This window comes from Microbacterium sp. F01 (assembly GCF_056156365.1).
Genome location: NZ_CM149592.1, coordinates 3606438 through 3623066 on the forward strand (window position 1 = coordinate 3606438; position 16629 = coordinate 3623066).

Genomic DNA, 16629 nt, shown 5'->3' on the forward strand with positions numbered 1-16629 from the left:
CGTGGATCGATCTGTCAGGCGTGTCCGCGCGACAGTCGCCGTTCGACGCCCACCGAGAGCCACGTGGCCGGAACCGCGATCGCGGCGTAGATCAGGCCGGTGACCGAATAGACGGCGAGGTACTCGAAGGTGATGTTGCTGATCTGGTACGCCTGGCTCATCAGCTCGTTGACCGAGATCGAGTAGGCCAGCGACGTCGCCTGGAACGACATGATCGCGAGGCCCATGAGCGCCGGGATCGCCGATCTCAGCCCTTGCGGCAGCACGATGCGCGTGAACGACGTGGAGCGTGGCAGTCCGAGAGCGGAGGACGCCTCGGTCTGCCCGCGCGGAACCGATTGGATGCCCGCGCGGATCATCTCGGACGAGTACGCACCGGCCGAGAACGTCAGGCCGATCACGGCGGCCCAGAAGTTCTCGAACAGGATGCCGAGGGCCGGGAGGCCGAAGTACACGATGTACAGCACCACCAGCGCGGGGATGCCGCGGCCGATCTCGACGACGATGAGCGCCGGCCAGCGCAGCCACGGCCGCACCGAGCTCACGCCGAGTGCGAAGACCAGGCCGATCGCGTAGCCGAAGACGACCGAGAGCACCGTGAGCTGCAGGCTCACGACAAGTCCTTGCAGCAGTCGCGGGAGGTACTCGACGATGTCCATCACTGCGCCTTCCTCAGTCGCGTGTCGAGTCGTCGCGCCGCGATCGCGATCGGGATGCTGACGATCAGGTACACCGCCGCGGCGATGAAGAACGGCAGGATGCCTGCCGTCGCGGGGTTCTGCCGGGCGAACATGTTCGCCGCGAACACCATGTCGGCCACGCCGATCGTGGAGGCGATCGACGAGTCCTTGAGCAGCGACAGCAGGAACGTGGTGATCGACGGCAGCGCGGTGCGCAGCGCCTGCGGCGCGAGGATCCTGCCGAACGTGGTGCGGGTGCCGAGGCCAAGCGCCGCGGCCGCTTCGGTCTGACCTCGCGGCAGCGTCGTGAAGCCGCCGCGGTAGATCTCGGCGAGGTACGCGCTCGAGATGATCCCGAGGCCGATCACCGCGGCGGTGAGCGAGTCGAGCCGGATCGAGCCGATCTGGACCCCGAAGTAGATGAGGAACAGCCACACGATGGGCGGGATGCCGCGGATGAGGTCGACGACGAAGCGGATGGTCGCGCGCAGGGGAGCCCACTTCGAGCGCAGGCCGAGCATGATCGGGATGCCGCCGATCGCGCCGATCACGAAGGCCAGGGCCGTCACGAGCAGCGTCATCGGCAGCCCCATGAGGACGGCGACGAGTGCGTCCTGCATGTCAGCGATCCAGCACGGCGCTGAGGAACCGGCGGGTGCGCTCCTCGCGGGGGTCGGCCATGATCTGGGCGGGGTCGCCCTCCTCGATGATGTGACCGTCGGCCATCACCACGAGGTGGTCCCCCACGTCGCGGGCGAACGACATCTCGTGGGTCACCACGATCATCGTCATCCCCGCGTCGGCGAGCTCGCGCATCACCGCGAGCACCTCGATGCCGACCTCGGGGTCGAGGGCGCTGGTGGGCTCGTCGAACAGCATCGCGCGGGGGTCGAGTGCGAGCGCCCGCACGATCGCGATGCGCTGCTGCTGGCCGCCGGAGCACCGGGCGGGGTGCTGGTGCGCCTTGTCCTTGAGTCCGACGCGCTCGAGGAGCGTCAACGCGCGCGCCTCGGCCTCCTCGCGGCTGCGGCCGAGGATCTTCTCCTGCGGGAAGGCGACGTTGCGCAGCACCGAGAAGTGCGGGAACAGGTTGAAGGACTGGAAGACCATCCCCACCTGCCGGCGCAGCTGGAGCAGCTCGCGGTCCTTGACCTTGCGGCCCGCCTCGATGGTCTGAGTGCCGACGGTGACGGTGCCCTTGTCGGGGGTCTCCAGCAGGTTCACGCAGCGCAGCAGCGTGCTCTTGCCGGAGCCGGAGGGGCCGATCAGCGCGGTGACGCTGCCGGGCTTGACCGAGATGGAGATGTCGTCGAGCACCAGGTGGTCGCCGTAGCTCTTCGACAGGTGCGAGATCTCGACTCCCGCGTGGGCGATCGCGTTGCTCTGGGTGATCAGTCCGGGGTTCATGGGGACTCCTCGGGAAATGGTGCCGGGCGCCGGCGTTTCGCCGGCGCCCGGCGCCTGTCAGCGGATGGAGGTCTCGGCGACGTCGGCCGACACGAGCAGGCTGGCCGGCAGGTCGTAGTCGGCGAGCACCTCCTCGAGCGTGCCGTCCTCGCGGAACTGGTCGATGTGCTCGCTGATCGCGTCCGACAGCGTGGTGTTCTCCTTGGCGATCGGGAAGGCGATGATCGGCATCGAGGTGGTGATGGCGATCCGGTCGTCGGCCTCGGCCGGCTCGACCGTGAAGTCGGTGCCGGCGTAGGCGACCGTGGCCACGGCGTAGCCGTCGAGCGCCGCCTGGATGCGGCCGCTGACGAGGTCCTGCTTGGTCTCGACCGTGCCCGGGTAGGTCTTCAGGTGGTCGCCGAGCACGGCGCTCATGTCGCCTTCCCACGAGAACCCGGCGACGCTGCCGACATCACCGGCGGACTCCAGTTCGGTGACAGTGGTGAGGCCGTCCTTGGAGATGATGCCCATGCTGTCGTAGAAGGTCGGGGCGGTGAACCCGACCTGCTCGGCGCGCGCCTCGGTGACGTACCAGCCGCCGGTGATGAGGTCGGCCTTCTTCTGCTCGCTGATCATCGGGATGCCGTTCGCGTATGTGATCGGCACGAAGGCGATGTTGAGGCACTCGGCCGCCGCGATCTTCTTGATGAGGTCGATCTCGAGCCCTGCGGCGTCAGACCCCTTCGTCTGGGTGTAGGGCAGGTTCTCGGGCACGCCGACGGTGAGGGTGCCGGCGGTGTAGGTGGTGAGGCCCTCGTGGGCGGGCTCGCAGCTGGCATCGACGGTGGATGCTGCGGCACCGGCGCAGCCGGCGAGGGCGAGGCCGGCGAGGCTCAGGGCGGCGATGGCGGCTGACATTCGGCGCGGGAAGGTGCGGGTGTTCATCGGGTTTCTCTTCTCTGTGGGGGGTGGAGCTGTGGGTGCGGGTGGTGCGGGTTTCTGATCGAGGGGCGGACGGGTGGTTCGGGTCAGACGGCGGTGAGGCCGCCGTCGATGGTGAAGACGGAGCCGGTGACGAACGACGCCGATGGCGAGATGAGGTACTCGACCAGCGGGGAGATCTCGTCGGCGTGGGCGCGGCGGCCGAGCGGGGTGAGCGAGGACGTCCCTCCGGCGGGCTCGTCGTCGTTCATGGCGGTCGAGACGCCTCCGGGGCAGATGACGTTGACGCGGGCCCGCGGTGCGAGCTCGACGGCGGCGACGCGGGTGAGGGCGATCACGGCGGCCTTCGACGCCGCGTAGGCGCCGTACCCTGCGCTGCCGACGAGGGCGGCGGTCGACGAGACGTTGACGATGGATCCGCCGGTCACCAAGAGCGGGGCGATGGCACGGATGCCGAGGAACGCGCCGTGCACGTTCACCCGCTCATGCAGCCGCCAGGTGTCGAGGCTGGTGTCGGCGATCACGTCGTAGCGGAGGATCCCGGCGTTATTGACGAGCGCGCGCACCCGGTGCTTCGGGCCGGAAAGCTCCGCGGCGAGGGCGGCCCAGGACTCCTCGTCGGTGACGTCGAGGTGGCGATACACCGCGTCGCCCCCGGAGGCCCGCAGCACCGCGGCCGTGTTCTCGCCCTCGGTGTCGAGCACGTCGGTGAGGACGATGCGAGTCCCTCCGCGAGCGAGGTGCGCGGCATGGGCGGCACCCTGACCGCGCGCGGCGCCCGTGATGATGATCGTGTCGGGGGCGCTCATCGGATCACGTCCCCGCCGGAAAGCACGACGGTCTCGCCGGTCATGAACGCGACCGCGCCGGGCGTCGACAGCAGCAGCACCCAGTCCGCGATCTCCTCGGGCTGCGCGACCCTGCCCAGCGGTATGCCGGCGGCTGCAGCCTCCATCCGCCCCGTCGCCGCGTTTCCGGGCGTTGCAACCCAGCCGGGAGCGATGCCGTTCACGCGGATACCGGCGGGCGCGAGCTCGAGGGCCAGCGCCTTGGTGAGCATCACGACCGCGGCCTTGGAGGCGCCGTAGAGCAGCTGCCCGGGCGAGACGGTGAACGCGTCCACCGATGCGAAGTTGACCACGGCCGATCCGTCGACCATGCGCGGGCGGACCGCGGCGATCACGTTCAGGATGCCGAGCACGTTGATGTCGAAGATGCGCCGGTAGGTCGCCTCGTCGTAGGTCTCGAGGGTCGTGGGCGGGTAGACGCCGGCGATGTTGGCGACGGCGTGGATGGGCTCGCCGGTCGCCAGCAGTTCGCCGAGGACGCGGTCGAGGTCGTCGCGGGAACGCACGTCGACCACGGCCGATAAATACGCGCCGGGCGCGGCGTCGTCCACGGTGCTCTCTACGACGTCGAGGCCGACGACCCGCCATCCGGAGCGCAGGAACGTCTGGACGGTGGACAGTCCCATCCCGGATGCTGCTCCCGTGACGACGACGGTGCGCTGAGTGCCCTGCATGTGAGTTCCGGCCTTTCGATGCGTTGTTCGCTGTTGGGAACCCAGTGCACCAGCCCTTGAGAAGCAGGGCAATGCTTGTTCACAGGTGGTAGACATAGGTTGAACCTTGAGATCGGAGCCCGTCATGGCACTCCCCACCGTCCGTCAACTGGAGTACTTCGTCTCGGCCGCACGAGTCGGAACGTTCGCCGGAGCGGCCGCCGAGCATCACATCGCACAGCCGAGCCTCTCGGAGCAGATCAATGTGCTCGAAACCTCGCTCGGGGTCACCCTCTTCACGCGGACGTCCCGACGGTTGCTGCTGACGGATGCCGGCAAGCAACTGCTGCCGCTCGCGGAGCGCACATTGAGCGATGCGCGCGAGCTCGCCGACTGGAGCAAGCGGCTGCGGTCGCTCGAGGAGGGCACCGTCTCGTTCGGAACGTTCAACAGCGCCCACCTGTATCTGCTCACCGATCTGATCCGCGAGTTCCACGAGCTGTACCCGTCGGTGCGCATCCAGGTGGTGGGGCTCAACTCGTCCGAGGTGGCCGACGAGGTGCGCGAAGGGCACCTCGAGGCCGGGCTGGTGCAGCTCCCGATCGACGACCGCGAGCTCGAGCTGACGCCGTCGGTGTTCCGCGATCAGGCCGTGTACGTCTCACGCAACCCCGAGCGCACGACGGGGCCGATCGACATCGCGACCCTCGCGTCGCGGCCCCTTATCCTGTCGGAGGCGCGCTGGTCGAACGACGACCCGCTGCGGGTCTCGCTCACCGAGCGGGCGCAGCGCGAGGGTGCCGTGATCCGCCCGATCGTCGAAGTCGAGTTCCAAACGCACGCCCTCGAACTCGCGGCGCAGGGTGTCGGCGACTCCCTCGTCTCCTTCCACGTCGGGCGCCAGTTCATGCAGTCGCGCGGTCTCTCGTGGGCGCCGCTGGACCCGCCCATCGTCGAGCACTACGCGTTCGTGACACGCAAGGGCGGCGCGATCTCCCCCGCCACCGCCCAGTTCATGCGCCTCGCCCACCGGATCCTTCAGCGCATCGCACGCGAAGCCCCCGCAATCGAGCAGTCCTGATGATCTCCGAGCACTCCAGCGCCGGGCGCGGCTGCGGCTCCGCTCTGGCGGAAGGATGGTTTAGCCCCGTCTCTGCTCGAGTCACGCGGATATGCCCGCCTCGCCCTCCTCGACGAATGCGAGCGCTCCGACCGCAGAGCACGCCAGGTACCCGAAGTCGGAGACGAGCGTCGTCGCATTCACGGGCGCGCTGGCAGGCGAGGCGAGGAACACGGCCTGCTTCGCGCGCTGACCCGGTGCCGCTACGGGAAGGCGGCTCGCCGGTCTAGTGCACACATAGGTGCACACATCCCGCGGGGAAAACTCGTCTGATTCTGATCATGCGGGAGCCCAGCAACCGCGGAATTCCGCGCTCGACCAGCCGAACCTATTGATTCGCAATCAGAGGGCTCGCGGGATGAATCAGAACGGGAGCGCAGATACAGAAAAAGCCCCTGATCGGGGCTTCTTCCGGTTACTGTCTCAACACAGTGCGCGCCCGAAGGGACTCGAACCCCTAACCTTCTGATCCGTAGTCAAGCGGGAACTACGTGCGACCCACCGTGAACACTGGGATCGGAGCACCCAGTTCACACATTGGTGCACACATCCGTTTCGTCCACCCTGGCGCGCTGTCCAGCCGGGTGTGCGCGTATGTGAACTGAGGGATGCGCGGACCCTTGAGTGCCTTTCGAGGAGGACGGTACACCGTGGCGCGCTGATGCCATCGCGCGTCCGCCGAAGCACACAGCGATCGCTGGCGGAGACGGAGGGATTTGAACTCCACCGAAGGACTTCCACCTGTCACCCCTCAACGAAGGACCATCACTAGCGTTGTGTGCCCCGATCGCGAGACTGGCCGCGAGGCGGCCGCGCTCGCTGCCGAAGCTCATAGTGCCTGGAGTCGCATCGCTGAGGCGCAAGCGGCAGTCGTTTAAGCACACCGTCCGAAGGCGTGGGGAGCACAACGGGCGGCTCGGGCAATCTCTGGGGCATCCGAACACGTCCGAGCAGCCGATCACGCTCGACGTATCGAGGTCTCGCCTGTCGCGGCACACCACCGCCGCTGGAGACCGGCGGCGACCCGCCTCGCAAGTCAGGACCGGCAGCTCAGTCGAGCTAAGCCTGCCGAGCAGAACTTGCGCGGGCCACGAGCTGCACAGGGAGCGTCACAGTTTGGTGCTCGTGGGTTGGCCGATGCTCCTCCTCGAGCAGCCGAATGGCACGCCGGCCCATGTCATGGGCCGGCAGTGCAATTGAGGTCAGACCGATCCAGTCGGTGGCCGCTCCGTGGTGGTCGCCGTCCATGCCGATCACCGCAACATCGTGAGGCACGCGGAGTTGGGAGTGGTTGCGAACAGTGGCGAGGACGCCGAGCGCCAGCTGATCCGCTAGACAGAGAACGGCAATCGCGTCATTGCTGCCCGCATCGGGGAGCAAGCGGCGCGCAGCGGTGCAGCCGTCCTCGAAGGTGAGGCCCGCCGTCGTCACTTCGATGATGTGGATCCCGAGCCGCGATGCTGTATCGAGCAACCCAGCGCGACGTTCCATGATTGGCTGGACAGAGTCCGACGGAGACACGAAGTAGGCGCGCTTGATGCCGACGTCGGCGACGTGCTGCGCGACCAGGGCACCCACCTGACGGTTGTCCATGAGGACGGAACACCACGGTGCGTTCAGGGCGCGGAAGTTCACGACTACGACCGCGCTGAGGTGTTTGCGCGCTCGCGCGAGCTCCAAGGATGGGTCCCGCATTGTGGCGAGTAGCAACCCGTCGACCCGCGCTTCAGCGAAGTATTCGATGTACTCGTCCTGCTGGTCTGGCGGTGCGCCTCCCCCAATGGAGGAATGAATGTCGAAGAGCGAGTTCGCCATGAGGAGGCGCAGATCGCGCTTCTGCGCCTCAACTTGCGCACCGTTGGCCAAATCTATGAAGAGGCGATTCCGGATGTCTGGAACGACCAGGCCGACGCCTTCGGTGCGCTGCTTGACGAGGACACGGCCTGCCGAGCTACGAAGGTAACCAACCTCTTCGATCGTCGCGCGTACTCGTCTCAGCGTTTGCGGTGCAAGCACCTCAGGATTGTTGAGCGCGTTGGATACGGTTCCCACCGAAACCCCAGCGCGGCGGGCAACATCTCGGATCGTCGCGTTTCGCACGGTCTCCTCGCCCTCGTGGCCGGACACGATGGCGTCCCTCCGTTTCGGGGTGAGGGTGGACATCGACGCCGCTATGGTCGCTCGCAGAGCACAGGCGTGCAGTGCTGGCCCGACCGGATGTCCGGCCGGGCCAGCTGAGCGGCTCAGAAGTCGAAGTCGCCGATGTTGTCCGCGTCGAACACGTAAGGCTCGCCGAGCAGCACGACGCCGTCGGCGCCGACCTCGTAGGAGCCGAGCTTGCCCGCCTCGAACGTGTCGCCCTCTTCGCCCGTGATCTCACCGGTGATGAGCGCCTGCGTCGCAAACGCGGCCAGGTAGCCGAGGTCCTCCGGGTTCCACAGCGCGAACGCAGTGACGGTGCCGTCCTCGACGTACTCGCGCATCTGGTTCGGGGTGCCGAGGCCCGTCAGCGCGACCTTGCCCTTGTACTCCGACGTCGACAGGTAACGGGCGGCGGCCGAGATGCCGACCGTCGTGGGCGAGATGATGCCCTTCAGCTCCGGGTAGGTCTGCAGCAGCGCCGCGGTCTTGTCGAACGAGGTCTGGTCGTCATCGTCACCGTAGGCGACCTCGACGAGCTCGATGTCGGGGTGGTCCGAAGCCAGCAGCTCCTTCATGGTCTCGATCCACGCGTTCTGGTTGGTCGCGTTGGCCGAGGCCGACAGGATCGCGATCTGACCGGCGTCGCCGATCTGCTCGGCGATCAGGTCGACCTGCACCTTGGCGATACCCTCCGCAGTGGCCTGGTTGATGAACAGGTCACGGCAGTCCGCGTTGGTGTCGGAGTCGAACGTGACGACCTTCACCCCCGCGTCCCGAGCCTCGTTCAGTGCATCGCAGATCGCCTCCGGGTCGTTGGCCGAGACGATCAGGCCGCCTGCGCCCTGCTGTGCCGCGGTCTGGATGTACTGCACCTGCGAAGTTGGCGACGCCTCGGACGGGCCGACCTCGTCGATCGTTCCGCCGAATTCGTCGGCCGCTTCTTCGGCACCCTTGGTCGAGGTGTCGAAGTACGGGTTGCCGAGGTTCTTCGGCAGCATCGTGATCGACAGGTTGGCGTCGCCGCCGCCCTCGGTCGAGCCGCCGGTGCCGCCGTCACCGCTGTTGCCGGCGCATCCGGCTGCGACCAGGGTGACACCCACCGCGATCGCGGCGATGACACCAGCGCGTCGCGTGCGCTTGAGTCCGAACATCTTTGTTTCCTTCCTTGGTGCGATGAGTTCGCGTCTTGCTAACGGGTCGGGCCCCCAGCGGCGCTATCGGCGCCGCGTCGTCCCTTTCTTCGCCCGATGGCTGCGGCCCTGCGCTTGTGCAACCATGCGAGGAGGCTGGAAGACACCACGGAGACGATAAGCAGCACGCCCGTGATGACATTGATGATGTCGCTGGTGACGCCGGCCAGGCGGAGAGCCGAGCCCAGCACCCCTATGAGCAGGACACCTGCGATCACGCCGTGCAGAGCACCGCGTCCACCGAAGATCGATACGCCGCCGAGGAGCACCGCCGCGATCACCTGAAGCTCCATGCCCATGGCGTTGTCGCCGCGGGCGTTGGAGTAGAGCAGTGTGAAGTAGACACCTGCGAAGCCCGACACCGCGCCCGAGAGCACGAAGAGCAGGAACTTGGTGCGCCCGACATCGATGCCGGAGAAGTGCGCCGCCTCTTTGTTCAGACCGATCGCGTACAGCGAGCGGCCGAACGGCGTGAAGTGCAGCACGACGGCGAAGACGACCGCGAGCACGACGAACGGGATCATGATCATCGGGATCGGTGTACCGGGGATGTTCGCCTTCGCGAGGTCGGTCCACTCCTCGGGGAACTCGGTGATCGCCGTGGTGCCGAGCAGACCGACCGCGATACCGCGGAACAGCGCCAGGGTGCCGATCGTCACCGCGAGCGACGGTAGCCCGACCACGGTGATGAGGAAGCCGTTGAACGCGCCGGCGATGGTCCCGACCAGGATCGCGATTACTGCGGCGGCCGGGAACGGGAACCCGGCGTGTGTCAGGATGCCCGTCATCACGCTGGAGAGGCCGACGATGGATGCCACCGAGAGGTCGATCTCCTCGGTGATGACGATGAGCGTCATCGGCAGTGCGATCAGCAGGATCGGCGCGATGTCGCGGAGCAGGTAGGTGACCGTGAGGGGGCTATCGAAGTTCCGCACCGTCGCCAGCGCGATGACGATCACGAGGGCGAGGATGGCGATGATCGCGGCTTCCCGCGTGAACAGGATGCGGCGCCAGAGCGGACGTGAGTAGTCCTGGTAGACGCGGACCGTGCTGGTCTTGGCGGTTGCGGTGGTCATCGGTCCTCCTCCCGTTGTGCGATGAGTCGTCGGTGCTGGCGGATCGCGAGAACACGGTCCAGAACGATCGAGCCCAGGATCAGGGCGCCGACCACGGCGCGCTGCCAGAAGTCGTCGATGCCGAGGATCGGCAGCGCCCGGTTGATGGTGAGCAGCAGGAATGCTCCGATCGCGGCGCCCCAGACGGTGCCGACACCGCCCGAGATCGCGACACCGCCGATCACGGCCGCACCGATCGCCTGCAGCTCCCAGCCGAAGCCGGCAGCGGAGCTGACGGTCCCGTAGCGGGCGGCGTACAGCACGCCGGCGAGACCCGAGAGTGCGCCCGACACCACGAACGCGGTGATGACGCGGCGGTTGACCTTCAGGCCGTACAGGTGCGCGGCGGCGGGGTCGGAGCCGATCGCGTAGAACTCCCGACCGCCGCGGATGTTGCGCAGGTACCAGGCGGCCACGACGAGCACCACGACGGCGATGATCGTGAGGATCGGGATGCCGAGCAGCGAGTCCGTGCCGAGCCCGCGGAAGTCCTTGGGCATGTCCGACGCGTTGATGCGGTCGCTGCCGGTCCACGCGACATTGATGCCGCGATAGATGTACATCGTGCCGAGCGTGATCACGAGAGCGGGCACCCGCGCGAACGCGACGAGCGCGCCGTTGATAGCGCCGAGCAGACCGCCCATCAGCACGCCGCCGACGAAGACCCCGATGAGCGGAATGCCCGGGATGTCGATGAATAGGCGACCGGTGAGGTAAGCCGACAGGCCGACGATCGAGCCGACCGAGAGGTCCACGTTGCGTGTGATGATCACGACCGCTGAGCCGACGGCTACGAGCAGCAGCAGCGACGGGGTGAGGAGGAGGTCGCGGAACCCGTCGGCCGAGAACAGGAAGGTGGGGTTGGCGATCGTCGCGGCGACGATCACGAGGAGCAGGGCGATGAGGATGCCCGTCTCCCGCGCGGTTGCGAGGTGGCGGACCAGCTTGGCGGCGCTGCTGCTGCCCGGGGTTACCGGGCGGGTGGTCGTCGTGGTGCTCATGCTGCGGCCTCCGCGTCCGCTGTGGCCGCGAACATGACGGCTTCGGGTGTCGCGTCCGCTCGGGAGAACTCGCCAGTGAGGCGTCCTTCGCGCATCACGAGGACGCGGTCGGCCATGCCGAGCACCTCGGGCAGCTCTGACGAGATCATCAGGATGGCCTTGCCCTGCTGGGCGAGTTCGCTCAGCAGGCGGTGCACCTCGGACTTGGTGCCGACGTCGATGCCACGGGTGGGCTCGTCGACGAAGAGCACGGCCGGTTCGGTCGCGAGCCACTTGCCGAGAACGACCTTCTGCTGGTTGCCGCCCGACAGGGTGCCGGTCTCGGCGTCGAGAGCCGCGGTCTTCACCTCGAGGCGGCTCGCCCACACCTTGGCGGCGGCGTTCTCGAGGCCGTTCCAGATCAGGCCCCACTTGGCCAGCTTCGAGCGGATCGCGAGAGTCATGTTGCGGGCTAACCCGTCGTCGAGCACGAGACCCTGCTTTCGGCGGTCCTCCGGGACGAGGGCGATGCCGCGTGAGGTGGCGCGACGCGGGTCGCCCTTGGGGAGCGGCACGCCGTGCAGCGTGACTGTGCCCGCCTCGTAGCCGTCCACGCCGAAGATGGCGCGGGCGACCTCCGAGCGGCCAGCTCCGACCAGGCCTGCGAGACCGACGATCTCGCCGGCGCGCAGGTCGAAGGAGATGTCGCGGAAGACGCCGCGGCGCGTCAGACCCTTGACCGAGAGGACCACCTCGCCCACCTCGGACGGCAGCTTCGGGAACAGCTCGGTCACGTCGCGGCCGACCATCTGGCGAACCAACTCCTCCACGGTGGTCTCGGCCAGCGGAGTGGTGTCGATGTAGGAGCCGTCACGCATGACCGTGACGGTGTCGCACAGCGCGAACACCTCGTCGAAGCGGTGCGAGATGAACAGAAGCGCACGGCCTTCGTCACGCAAACTCCGCGCCACGGCGAACAGCCGCTCCACTTCGACACCCGACAGCGCCGCGGTCGGCTCGTCCATGATGAGAACGCGGGCGTCCAGCGAGATCGCCTTGGCGATCTCGATGATCTGCTGGTCGGCGATCGACAGGCCCTCGGTGACCCGGTCGGGGTCGAGGGAGACACCCAGGCGCTGGAAGATCTCCACGGCCTCGGTGCGCATCGCCCGACGATCGATCCTGCCGACCCGGTTCGTGGGCTGACGCCCCATGAAGATGTTCTCCGTCACCGACAGGTCGGGGAACAGCGTCGGCTCCTGGTAGATGACCGCGACGCCCGCGGCCTTCGACTGCGCCGTGCTTGTGAAGTCGACCGACTGGCCGTCGAGGAGGAACTCGCCCGCATCGCGGCGGTACAGCCCGGCGATGATCTTCACGAGCGTCGACTTGCCGGCGCCGTTCTCGCCGATGAGCGCGTGGATTGAGCCACGCTCGAGCCTCAGACTTCCTGAGCGCAGCGCGACCACGGCGCCGAACGACTTCACCACCCGACGCAGTTCGAGCGCGACACGGGGATCGGGCGCGGGTGGCGCGGCGGGTGCGACATCGGCTGCCACGGCATCCTCCTCGTTGAGGTGAAAGTAGTCGAATGAGATGCTTGATCCTCTGAAGCGATCTGAATCGATTCAGGTCAAGTTCAAGTTACTCTAGATTCAGTGGCGACGTCGGTCAAGTCGTTGGTCGATGGTGACCGAATCGTGATCCGACGAAGAAGTGGAGACGAAACGTGCCGGTGAGTATCCGTGATGTCGCGCAACGAGCAGGCGTATCGGTTGGGACAGTGTCGAACGTCCTGAACCGGCCGGACGAGGTATCCGCTGAGTCCGTCGATCGCGTCAGTCGCGCAATCGAGGATCTCGGCTACGTGAGAAATGACGCCGCTCGCAAGCTTCGAGCAGGTGTGAGCACCACGGTCGGCTTCGTTGTGCTCGACGGCCAGAACCCGTTCTACAACGACGTCGTCCGTGGTGCTGAGGACGAGGCTACTCGCCATGGCATCGCCATCCTCTACGGCAACACCGACGAAGATCCCCGCCGCGAGCGCCTATACCTCGACCTCTTCGAAGAGCAGCAGGTTCGAGGGCTTCTCATCGCGCCTTACGGAGATGTCACGCCACGACTGCGGCGCCTGAAGGAACGCGGTATCGCGGCCGTCCTCGTCGACCGTTTCAGCGGTGACGGCCGATTCTCGTCGGTGTCGGTCGACAGCGTCGCGGGTGGAAGCCTGGCCGTGGAGCACCTCATCGAGACGGGCCGCCGCCGAATCGCGTTCGTAGGCGGCCCGTTCGACATGCGCCAGGTCAACGACCGGTTGGCCGGTGCGCGCGTCGCTGCTGAGAACGCCGGCAACCACGTCGATCTCGAGGTGGTTGCGACCTCCGCGATGACCGTCGAGGAGGGGGTCGCCGCCGGCACCCGCATCATCTCTCGTTCTCGCCGTGATTGGCCCGATGCACTTTTCGCCGCCAATGACCTGCTCGCCCTCGGCCTGCTCCAGTCCCTCGTGGTCGACGGGCGGATGCTTGTCCCCGACGACATCGCCATCATTGGGTTCGACGACATCTCATTCGCGGCCGCGGCCGCGGTGCCCCTGTCGTCGATCCGCCAACCGAGCCGGATGATCGGGCGCACTGCGCTGCGGATCGTGCTGGAAGAAGCCGCCGACCCGGACAGCATCGCGCGCCAGACGGTGTTCCCTCCTGAGCTCGTGGTGAGGAACTCCACTGCTGCGCGATAACTGTCTTTCGCGGGGGCACTCAAGGAGCCTTGACTCCGTGCGAACGAGCGTCCCTAGGCGAGGCGTAGCGCAACTTGCCGCGACCGCAGGCGGACAACTGACTCCCGCAGTCAGGCGCATCCGCTGCGTGCAGGCCACCGACGAAGCACGCGGGTGACAGGGCGTCGACAAGAATGATGGTCCTCTGCCATCCCGCCGAGCATCCATCGCGTTCGTCCGCAACTCGCTCCCGAGCGCGCCGGAGTCTGGACCGATCGAAGGCTGTGGGACTCCGGCTTTCTCGGTGCTCGCAGTGTCTACCTGCGTTGCAACGACTTTGGCACGAGATACTCTTCGACACCGTACGCGCCGCGCTCGCGCCCGTGACCTGACGACTTCACGCCGCCGAAGGGCGCTCCCCAGTCCGTGTCGGCATCGCTCTGGATGACGCCGCCGACGCGAAGCTTTCGCGCCGTCTCTGTGAACCGCTGGTCGTCGTTCGTCCACACGCGCGCGATCAGACCGAACTGGGTACCTTCCGCGAGACGGATCGCATGATTCTCGTCGTCCGCAGGCTGGATCACGAGCACCGGGCCGAACACTTCCTCCTTGACGATCGCGGCTGACGGGTCGTCCACGACCACCACGGTAGGTGGCGCATACCAGCCGGCGCTGAGATGCGAGACATCCTTGGATGCGATCGTCCGAGCCCCCCTCGAATCGTCGACTCCGCGGAGGTAGTGCAGCACTGTCTCTTGCTGTCCACGGTTGGACAGCGGACCAACCGTGGAGTTCACGTCACGTGGGTCACCGACGACCACGTCTGCGAAGATGGCGGCGACCTCGTCTTCAACCTCAGCGATGTGACGACGAGGGACGATCAGTCGAGAAAGCGCCGCGCAGGTCTGCCCAGCATTGGCAAAGCAACTCGCGATGGTGTGCCGCACGGAAGACCGAACAAGGTCGTCATCGAGGACGATCGCGGCGCTCTTACCGCCGAGCTCGAGGGAGTTTCGCGTTCCCCAGGCGGCGGCCGCGGCCGCTACCTGGCGTCCCGCGCCAACGGAGCCTGTGAACGAGACGAAGTCCGCGTCGCGGTGGCCCGCGATGGCGCTGCCCACACTTCCTCCACTGCCGAACACGACGTTGAGAACGCCTGCCGGCAGCCCGGCCTCTGCGAACTTCTCCGCGATGACGAATGCAGTCAACGGGGCTACGCTCGGCGGCTTCAGCACGACGCTGCACCCGGCCGCTACCGCGGGACCGACCTTGAGCGCCGTCTGCATCAGAGGGTAGTTCCACGGGGTGATAGCCCCAACCACCCCCGCCGGCTCGTAGACGACCTCCGAGGTGCTGATCCGTCGCCTCTCGTTGATGATGGCCAGGGCGGAATCGAGCGTGAAGCGGAGTGCGGCAAGGCCGAGTCCTACCTGTGCCGCATAGACCTGCTTCTGAACTGTGCCGACTTCTGCCTGCATCGTTGCGGCGAGGTCGTCCTTGGCCTCGTCGAGAAGGCTCGTGGCTCGTTCGAGCACTGCGACGCGCTCCTCCGGGCTCACCGCGGCCCATTTCGTTTGCGCTCGACGCGCAGATGCGAAGGCGCGGTCGACGTCGTCGGCGTTCGCAGAACGGACCTGAGCGATCTCCTCCCCCGTCGCTGCGTCGTCGACGGCGAGATACGTGTCGGTGGAGGGTGTAAGACGCTCGTTATCGATCCAGAGTGAATCCTCAACTCGTCCTCGAGGTGATGACATTGCCAACCTTTCATCGGTGGTGATCTTCGCGGCGCGGCGGATCACTTCCACTGTCTGGTGACGAGCATCGAGGTTCGGGACGGCTTTTACAAACGGATAATTCCGTCGTGGCTCTTCAGGCGAACTGATTTGACCGACTTACATCGTCTGAGCGGAAGCGATGCGCTGTGCAGCGGCCACGACGTCGGCCGCAACGTTCTCGATGTCAGTTGCAGTCTCCTGAGCGAAGACCATCACCACGCTTTCGTGCGCGGGGCCGGTTCCGCCAAGAATGGGCGCAGCGACGCCGAGGGCGCCCGCGATCTGGCGCCCGCGGGTGACGGCATAGCCCCTCGCTCGAGCGGCTATCACTTCGGGGTCATCCGCGTCGGTTGGCGGGTAGGTGATCAGCACCGCGACCCCCGCCGCCCCCGCCATTGAAAGCCGCATGCCCTCGCGGTGACGTATCGCAATATGTGCCGGACCTGGCTCCACAGACGCCACGCATACCATCTCGTCGCCTTCCTTGACGGCGATGAAGCTCGTCGCGTGATGAGTGCGCGTGAGCGTCGCAAGTTCGGGAGCGGACGCTTCGCGAAGATCGTGGACCACTTTGCGCGACAGGCCGAGCAACCCGAGCCCCAATGCGTACTTTCCTTCCGCAGCATCGGGGTCCAAGAGGCCATGCGCTTGAAGAGTTCGAAGAAGTCGGTACACGATCGGCCGACTGGTGTCTATGGCAAGTGCCAACTCGGCCGCTGTCATCGGCTCGTCAGCGTCTGCGAGGATCTCTAGGATCTGCAGTCCGCGGCTCAGCGTCTGCGCAGTTGAACGATCCGCCACAATTGCTCCTCCTCATGGAGGACCGACGGCAAGTCCTCGCCGTCGGCCCACATGAGGAGACTATCCAACTGCCCACACGACCCCGGTACCCCGGAATCGGCTGGTCAACATCCCAACGGCGACGGCTGGCGCCACGAGCTCTCGTCTTCGGCAGTCAGCGTTCCGTATTCGGGAAGGAATCGCGCTCCGGCGAGCGGGGTTGAAGGGACGAGCTCTCCGCCCGCCGAGCCATCGCCGGACTCGACCCATCGTCCGTCACCAAACCCCCGGGTGAC

15 protein-coding genes are annotated in these 16629 nt (G+C 66.8%); 2 read left to right on the forward strand and 13 right to left on the reverse strand.

Annotation, left to right across the window (positions count from 1 at the left end; genetic code table 11):
- Positions 1-14: 14 nt before the first annotated feature.
- The 6 genes from ACVN90_RS16700 to ACVN90_RS16725 form a co-directional block, all read right to left on the reverse strand.
- The gene (locus ACVN90_RS16700; protein ID WP_475099323.1) at positions 15-659 is read right to left on the reverse strand and encodes an amino acid ABC transporter permease; all 645 of its coding nucleotides are present in this window, start codon (positions 657-659) and stop codon (positions 15-17) included.
- Positions 659-1300 (reverse strand): amino acid ABC transporter permease, encoded by a 642-nt coding sequence (locus ACVN90_RS16705; RefSeq protein ID WP_475099324.1) that lies wholly within the window; start codon positions 1298-1300, stop codon positions 659-661. The genes ACVN90_RS16700 and ACVN90_RS16705 overlap by 1 nt, the downstream gene beginning before the upstream one ends.
- A 1-nt stretch (position 1301) precedes the next feature.
- The gene (locus ACVN90_RS16710) at positions 1302-2087 is read right to left on the reverse strand and encodes an amino acid ABC transporter ATP-binding protein (RefSeq protein WP_378898697.1); all 786 of its coding nucleotides are present in this window, start codon (positions 2085-2087) and stop codon (positions 1302-1304) included.
- A gap of 57 nt (positions 2088-2144) precedes the next feature.
- On the reverse strand, positions 2145-3014 hold the full coding sequence (locus ACVN90_RS16715) for a substrate-binding periplasmic protein (protein ID WP_475099325.1): 870 nt from the start codon (positions 3012-3014) through the stop codon (positions 2145-2147).
- Between the two features lie 83 nt (positions 3015-3097).
- Positions 3098-3820: an SDR family NAD(P)-dependent oxidoreductase gene (locus ACVN90_RS16720; protein WP_475099326.1), complete on the reverse strand. Its 723-nt coding sequence runs from the start codon at positions 3818-3820 to the stop codon at positions 3098-3100.
- Positions 3817-4533, reverse strand: a complete 717-nt coding sequence (locus tag ACVN90_RS16725; RefSeq protein WP_475099327.1) for an SDR family NAD(P)-dependent oxidoreductase — start codon at positions 4531-4533, stop codon at positions 3817-3819. Before ACVN90_RS16725 ends, ACVN90_RS16720 begins: the two co-directional genes overlap by 4 nt.
- 124 nt (positions 4534-4657) lie before the next feature.
- On the opposite strand from ACVN90_RS16725, the gene ACVN90_RS16730 reads away from it, so the two are divergent.
- Positions 4658-5593, forward strand: coding sequence for a LysR family transcriptional regulator (locus ACVN90_RS16730; RefSeq protein ID WP_475099328.1), 936 nt, complete (start codon positions 4658-4660; stop codon positions 5591-5593).
- A 1098-nt stretch (positions 5594-6691) separates the two neighbouring features.
- Here the strand turns inward: ACVN90_RS16730 and ACVN90_RS16735 are convergent.
- The 5 genes from ACVN90_RS16735 to ACVN90_RS16755 form a co-directional block, all read right to left on the reverse strand.
- Positions 6692-7795 carry a LacI family DNA-binding transcriptional regulator gene (locus ACVN90_RS16735; protein ID WP_475099329.1) on the reverse strand — a complete coding sequence of 368 codons (1104 nt, stop codon included), beginning with the start codon at positions 7793-7795 and terminating at the stop codon, positions 6692-6694.
- Positions 7796-7875: 80 nt separating this feature from the next.
- The gene (gene rhaS, locus ACVN90_RS16740; RefSeq protein WP_475099330.1) at positions 7876-8925 is read right to left on the reverse strand and encodes a rhamnose ABC transporter substrate-binding protein; all 1050 of its coding nucleotides are present in this window, start codon (positions 8923-8925) and stop codon (positions 7876-7878) included.
- Between the two features lie 38 nt (positions 8926-8963).
- Positions 8964-10040: an ABC transporter permease gene (locus tag ACVN90_RS16745; protein WP_475099331.1), complete on the reverse strand. Its 1077-nt coding sequence runs from the start codon at positions 10038-10040 to the stop codon at positions 8964-8966.
- Positions 10037-11080 (reverse strand): ABC transporter permease, encoded by a 1044-nt coding sequence (locus ACVN90_RS16750; RefSeq protein WP_475099332.1) that lies wholly within the window; start codon positions 11078-11080, stop codon positions 10037-10039. Before ACVN90_RS16750 ends, ACVN90_RS16745 begins: the two co-directional genes overlap by 4 nt.
- Positions 11077-12618 (reverse strand): sugar ABC transporter ATP-binding protein, encoded by a 1542-nt coding sequence (locus ACVN90_RS16755; RefSeq protein ID WP_475099333.1) that lies wholly within the window; start codon positions 12616-12618, stop codon positions 11077-11079. The genes ACVN90_RS16750 and ACVN90_RS16755 overlap by 4 nt, the downstream gene beginning before the upstream one ends.
- Before the next feature lie 170 nt (positions 12619-12788).
- On the opposite strand from ACVN90_RS16755, the gene ACVN90_RS16760 reads away from it, so the two are divergent.
- Complete coding sequence (locus ACVN90_RS16760; protein WP_475099334.1) at positions 12789-13799, forward strand: LacI family DNA-binding transcriptional regulator; 1011 nt, start codon at positions 12789-12791, stop codon at positions 13797-13799.
- A 296-nt stretch (positions 13800-14095) separates the two neighbouring features.
- Here the strand turns inward: ACVN90_RS16760 and ACVN90_RS16765 are convergent, their stop codons facing one another.
- Together ACVN90_RS16765 and ACVN90_RS16770 are read right to left on the reverse strand one after the other, a co-directional pair.
- The gene (locus tag ACVN90_RS16765) at positions 14096-15577 is read right to left on the reverse strand and encodes an aldehyde dehydrogenase family protein (protein WP_475099335.1); all 1482 of its coding nucleotides are present in this window, start codon (positions 15575-15577) and stop codon (positions 14096-14098) included.
- A gap of 93 nt (positions 15578-15670) precedes the next feature.
- Entirely contained in the window at positions 15671-16354 is a 684-nt protein-coding gene (locus ACVN90_RS16770) for an IclR family transcriptional regulator (protein ID WP_475099336.1), read from the reverse strand.
- Positions 16355-16629: the final 275 nt, after the last annotated feature.

Coding starts and splice junctions, on each gene's coding strand:
- ACVN90_RS16715 (WP_475099325.1), bottom strand. CDS start 3,014: ATGAACACCCGCACCTTCCCGCGCCGAATGTCAGCCGCCATCGCCGCC.
- ACVN90_RS16710 (WP_378898697.1), bottom strand. CDS start 2,087: ATGAACCCCGGACTGATCACCCAGAGCAACGCGATCGCCCACGCGGGA.
- ACVN90_RS16735 (WP_475099329.1), bottom strand. CDS start 7,795: ATGTCCACCCTCACCCCGAAACGGAGGGACGCCATCGTGTCCGGCCAC.
- ACVN90_RS16725 (WP_475099327.1), bottom strand. CDS start 4,533: ATGCAGGGCACTCAGCGCACCGTCGTCGTCACGGGAGCAGCATCCGGG.
- ACVN90_RS16700 (WP_475099323.1), bottom strand. CDS start 659: ATGGACATCGTCGAGTACCTCCCGCGACTGCTGCAAGGACTTGTCGTG.
- ACVN90_RS16750 (WP_475099332.1), bottom strand. CDS start 11,080: ATGAGCACCACGACGACCACCCGCCCGGTAACCCCGGGCAGCAGCAGC.
- rhaS (WP_475099330.1), bottom strand. CDS start 8,925: ATGTTCGGACTCAAGCGCACGCGACGCGCTGGTGTCATCGCCGCGATC.
- ACVN90_RS16720 (WP_475099326.1), bottom strand. CDS start 3,820: ATGAGCGCCCCCGACACGATCATCATCACGGGCGCCGCGCGCGGTCAG.
- ACVN90_RS16745 (WP_475099331.1), bottom strand. CDS start 10,040: ATGACCACCGCAACCGCCAAGACCAGCACGGTCCGCGTCTACCAGGAC.
- ACVN90_RS16705 (WP_475099324.1), bottom strand. CDS start 1,300: ATGCAGGACGCACTCGTCGCCGTCCTCATGGGGCTGCCGATGACGCTG.
- ACVN90_RS16730 (WP_475099328.1), top strand. CDS start 4,658: ATGGCACTCCCCACCGTCCGTCAACTGGAGTACTTCGTCTCGGCCGCA.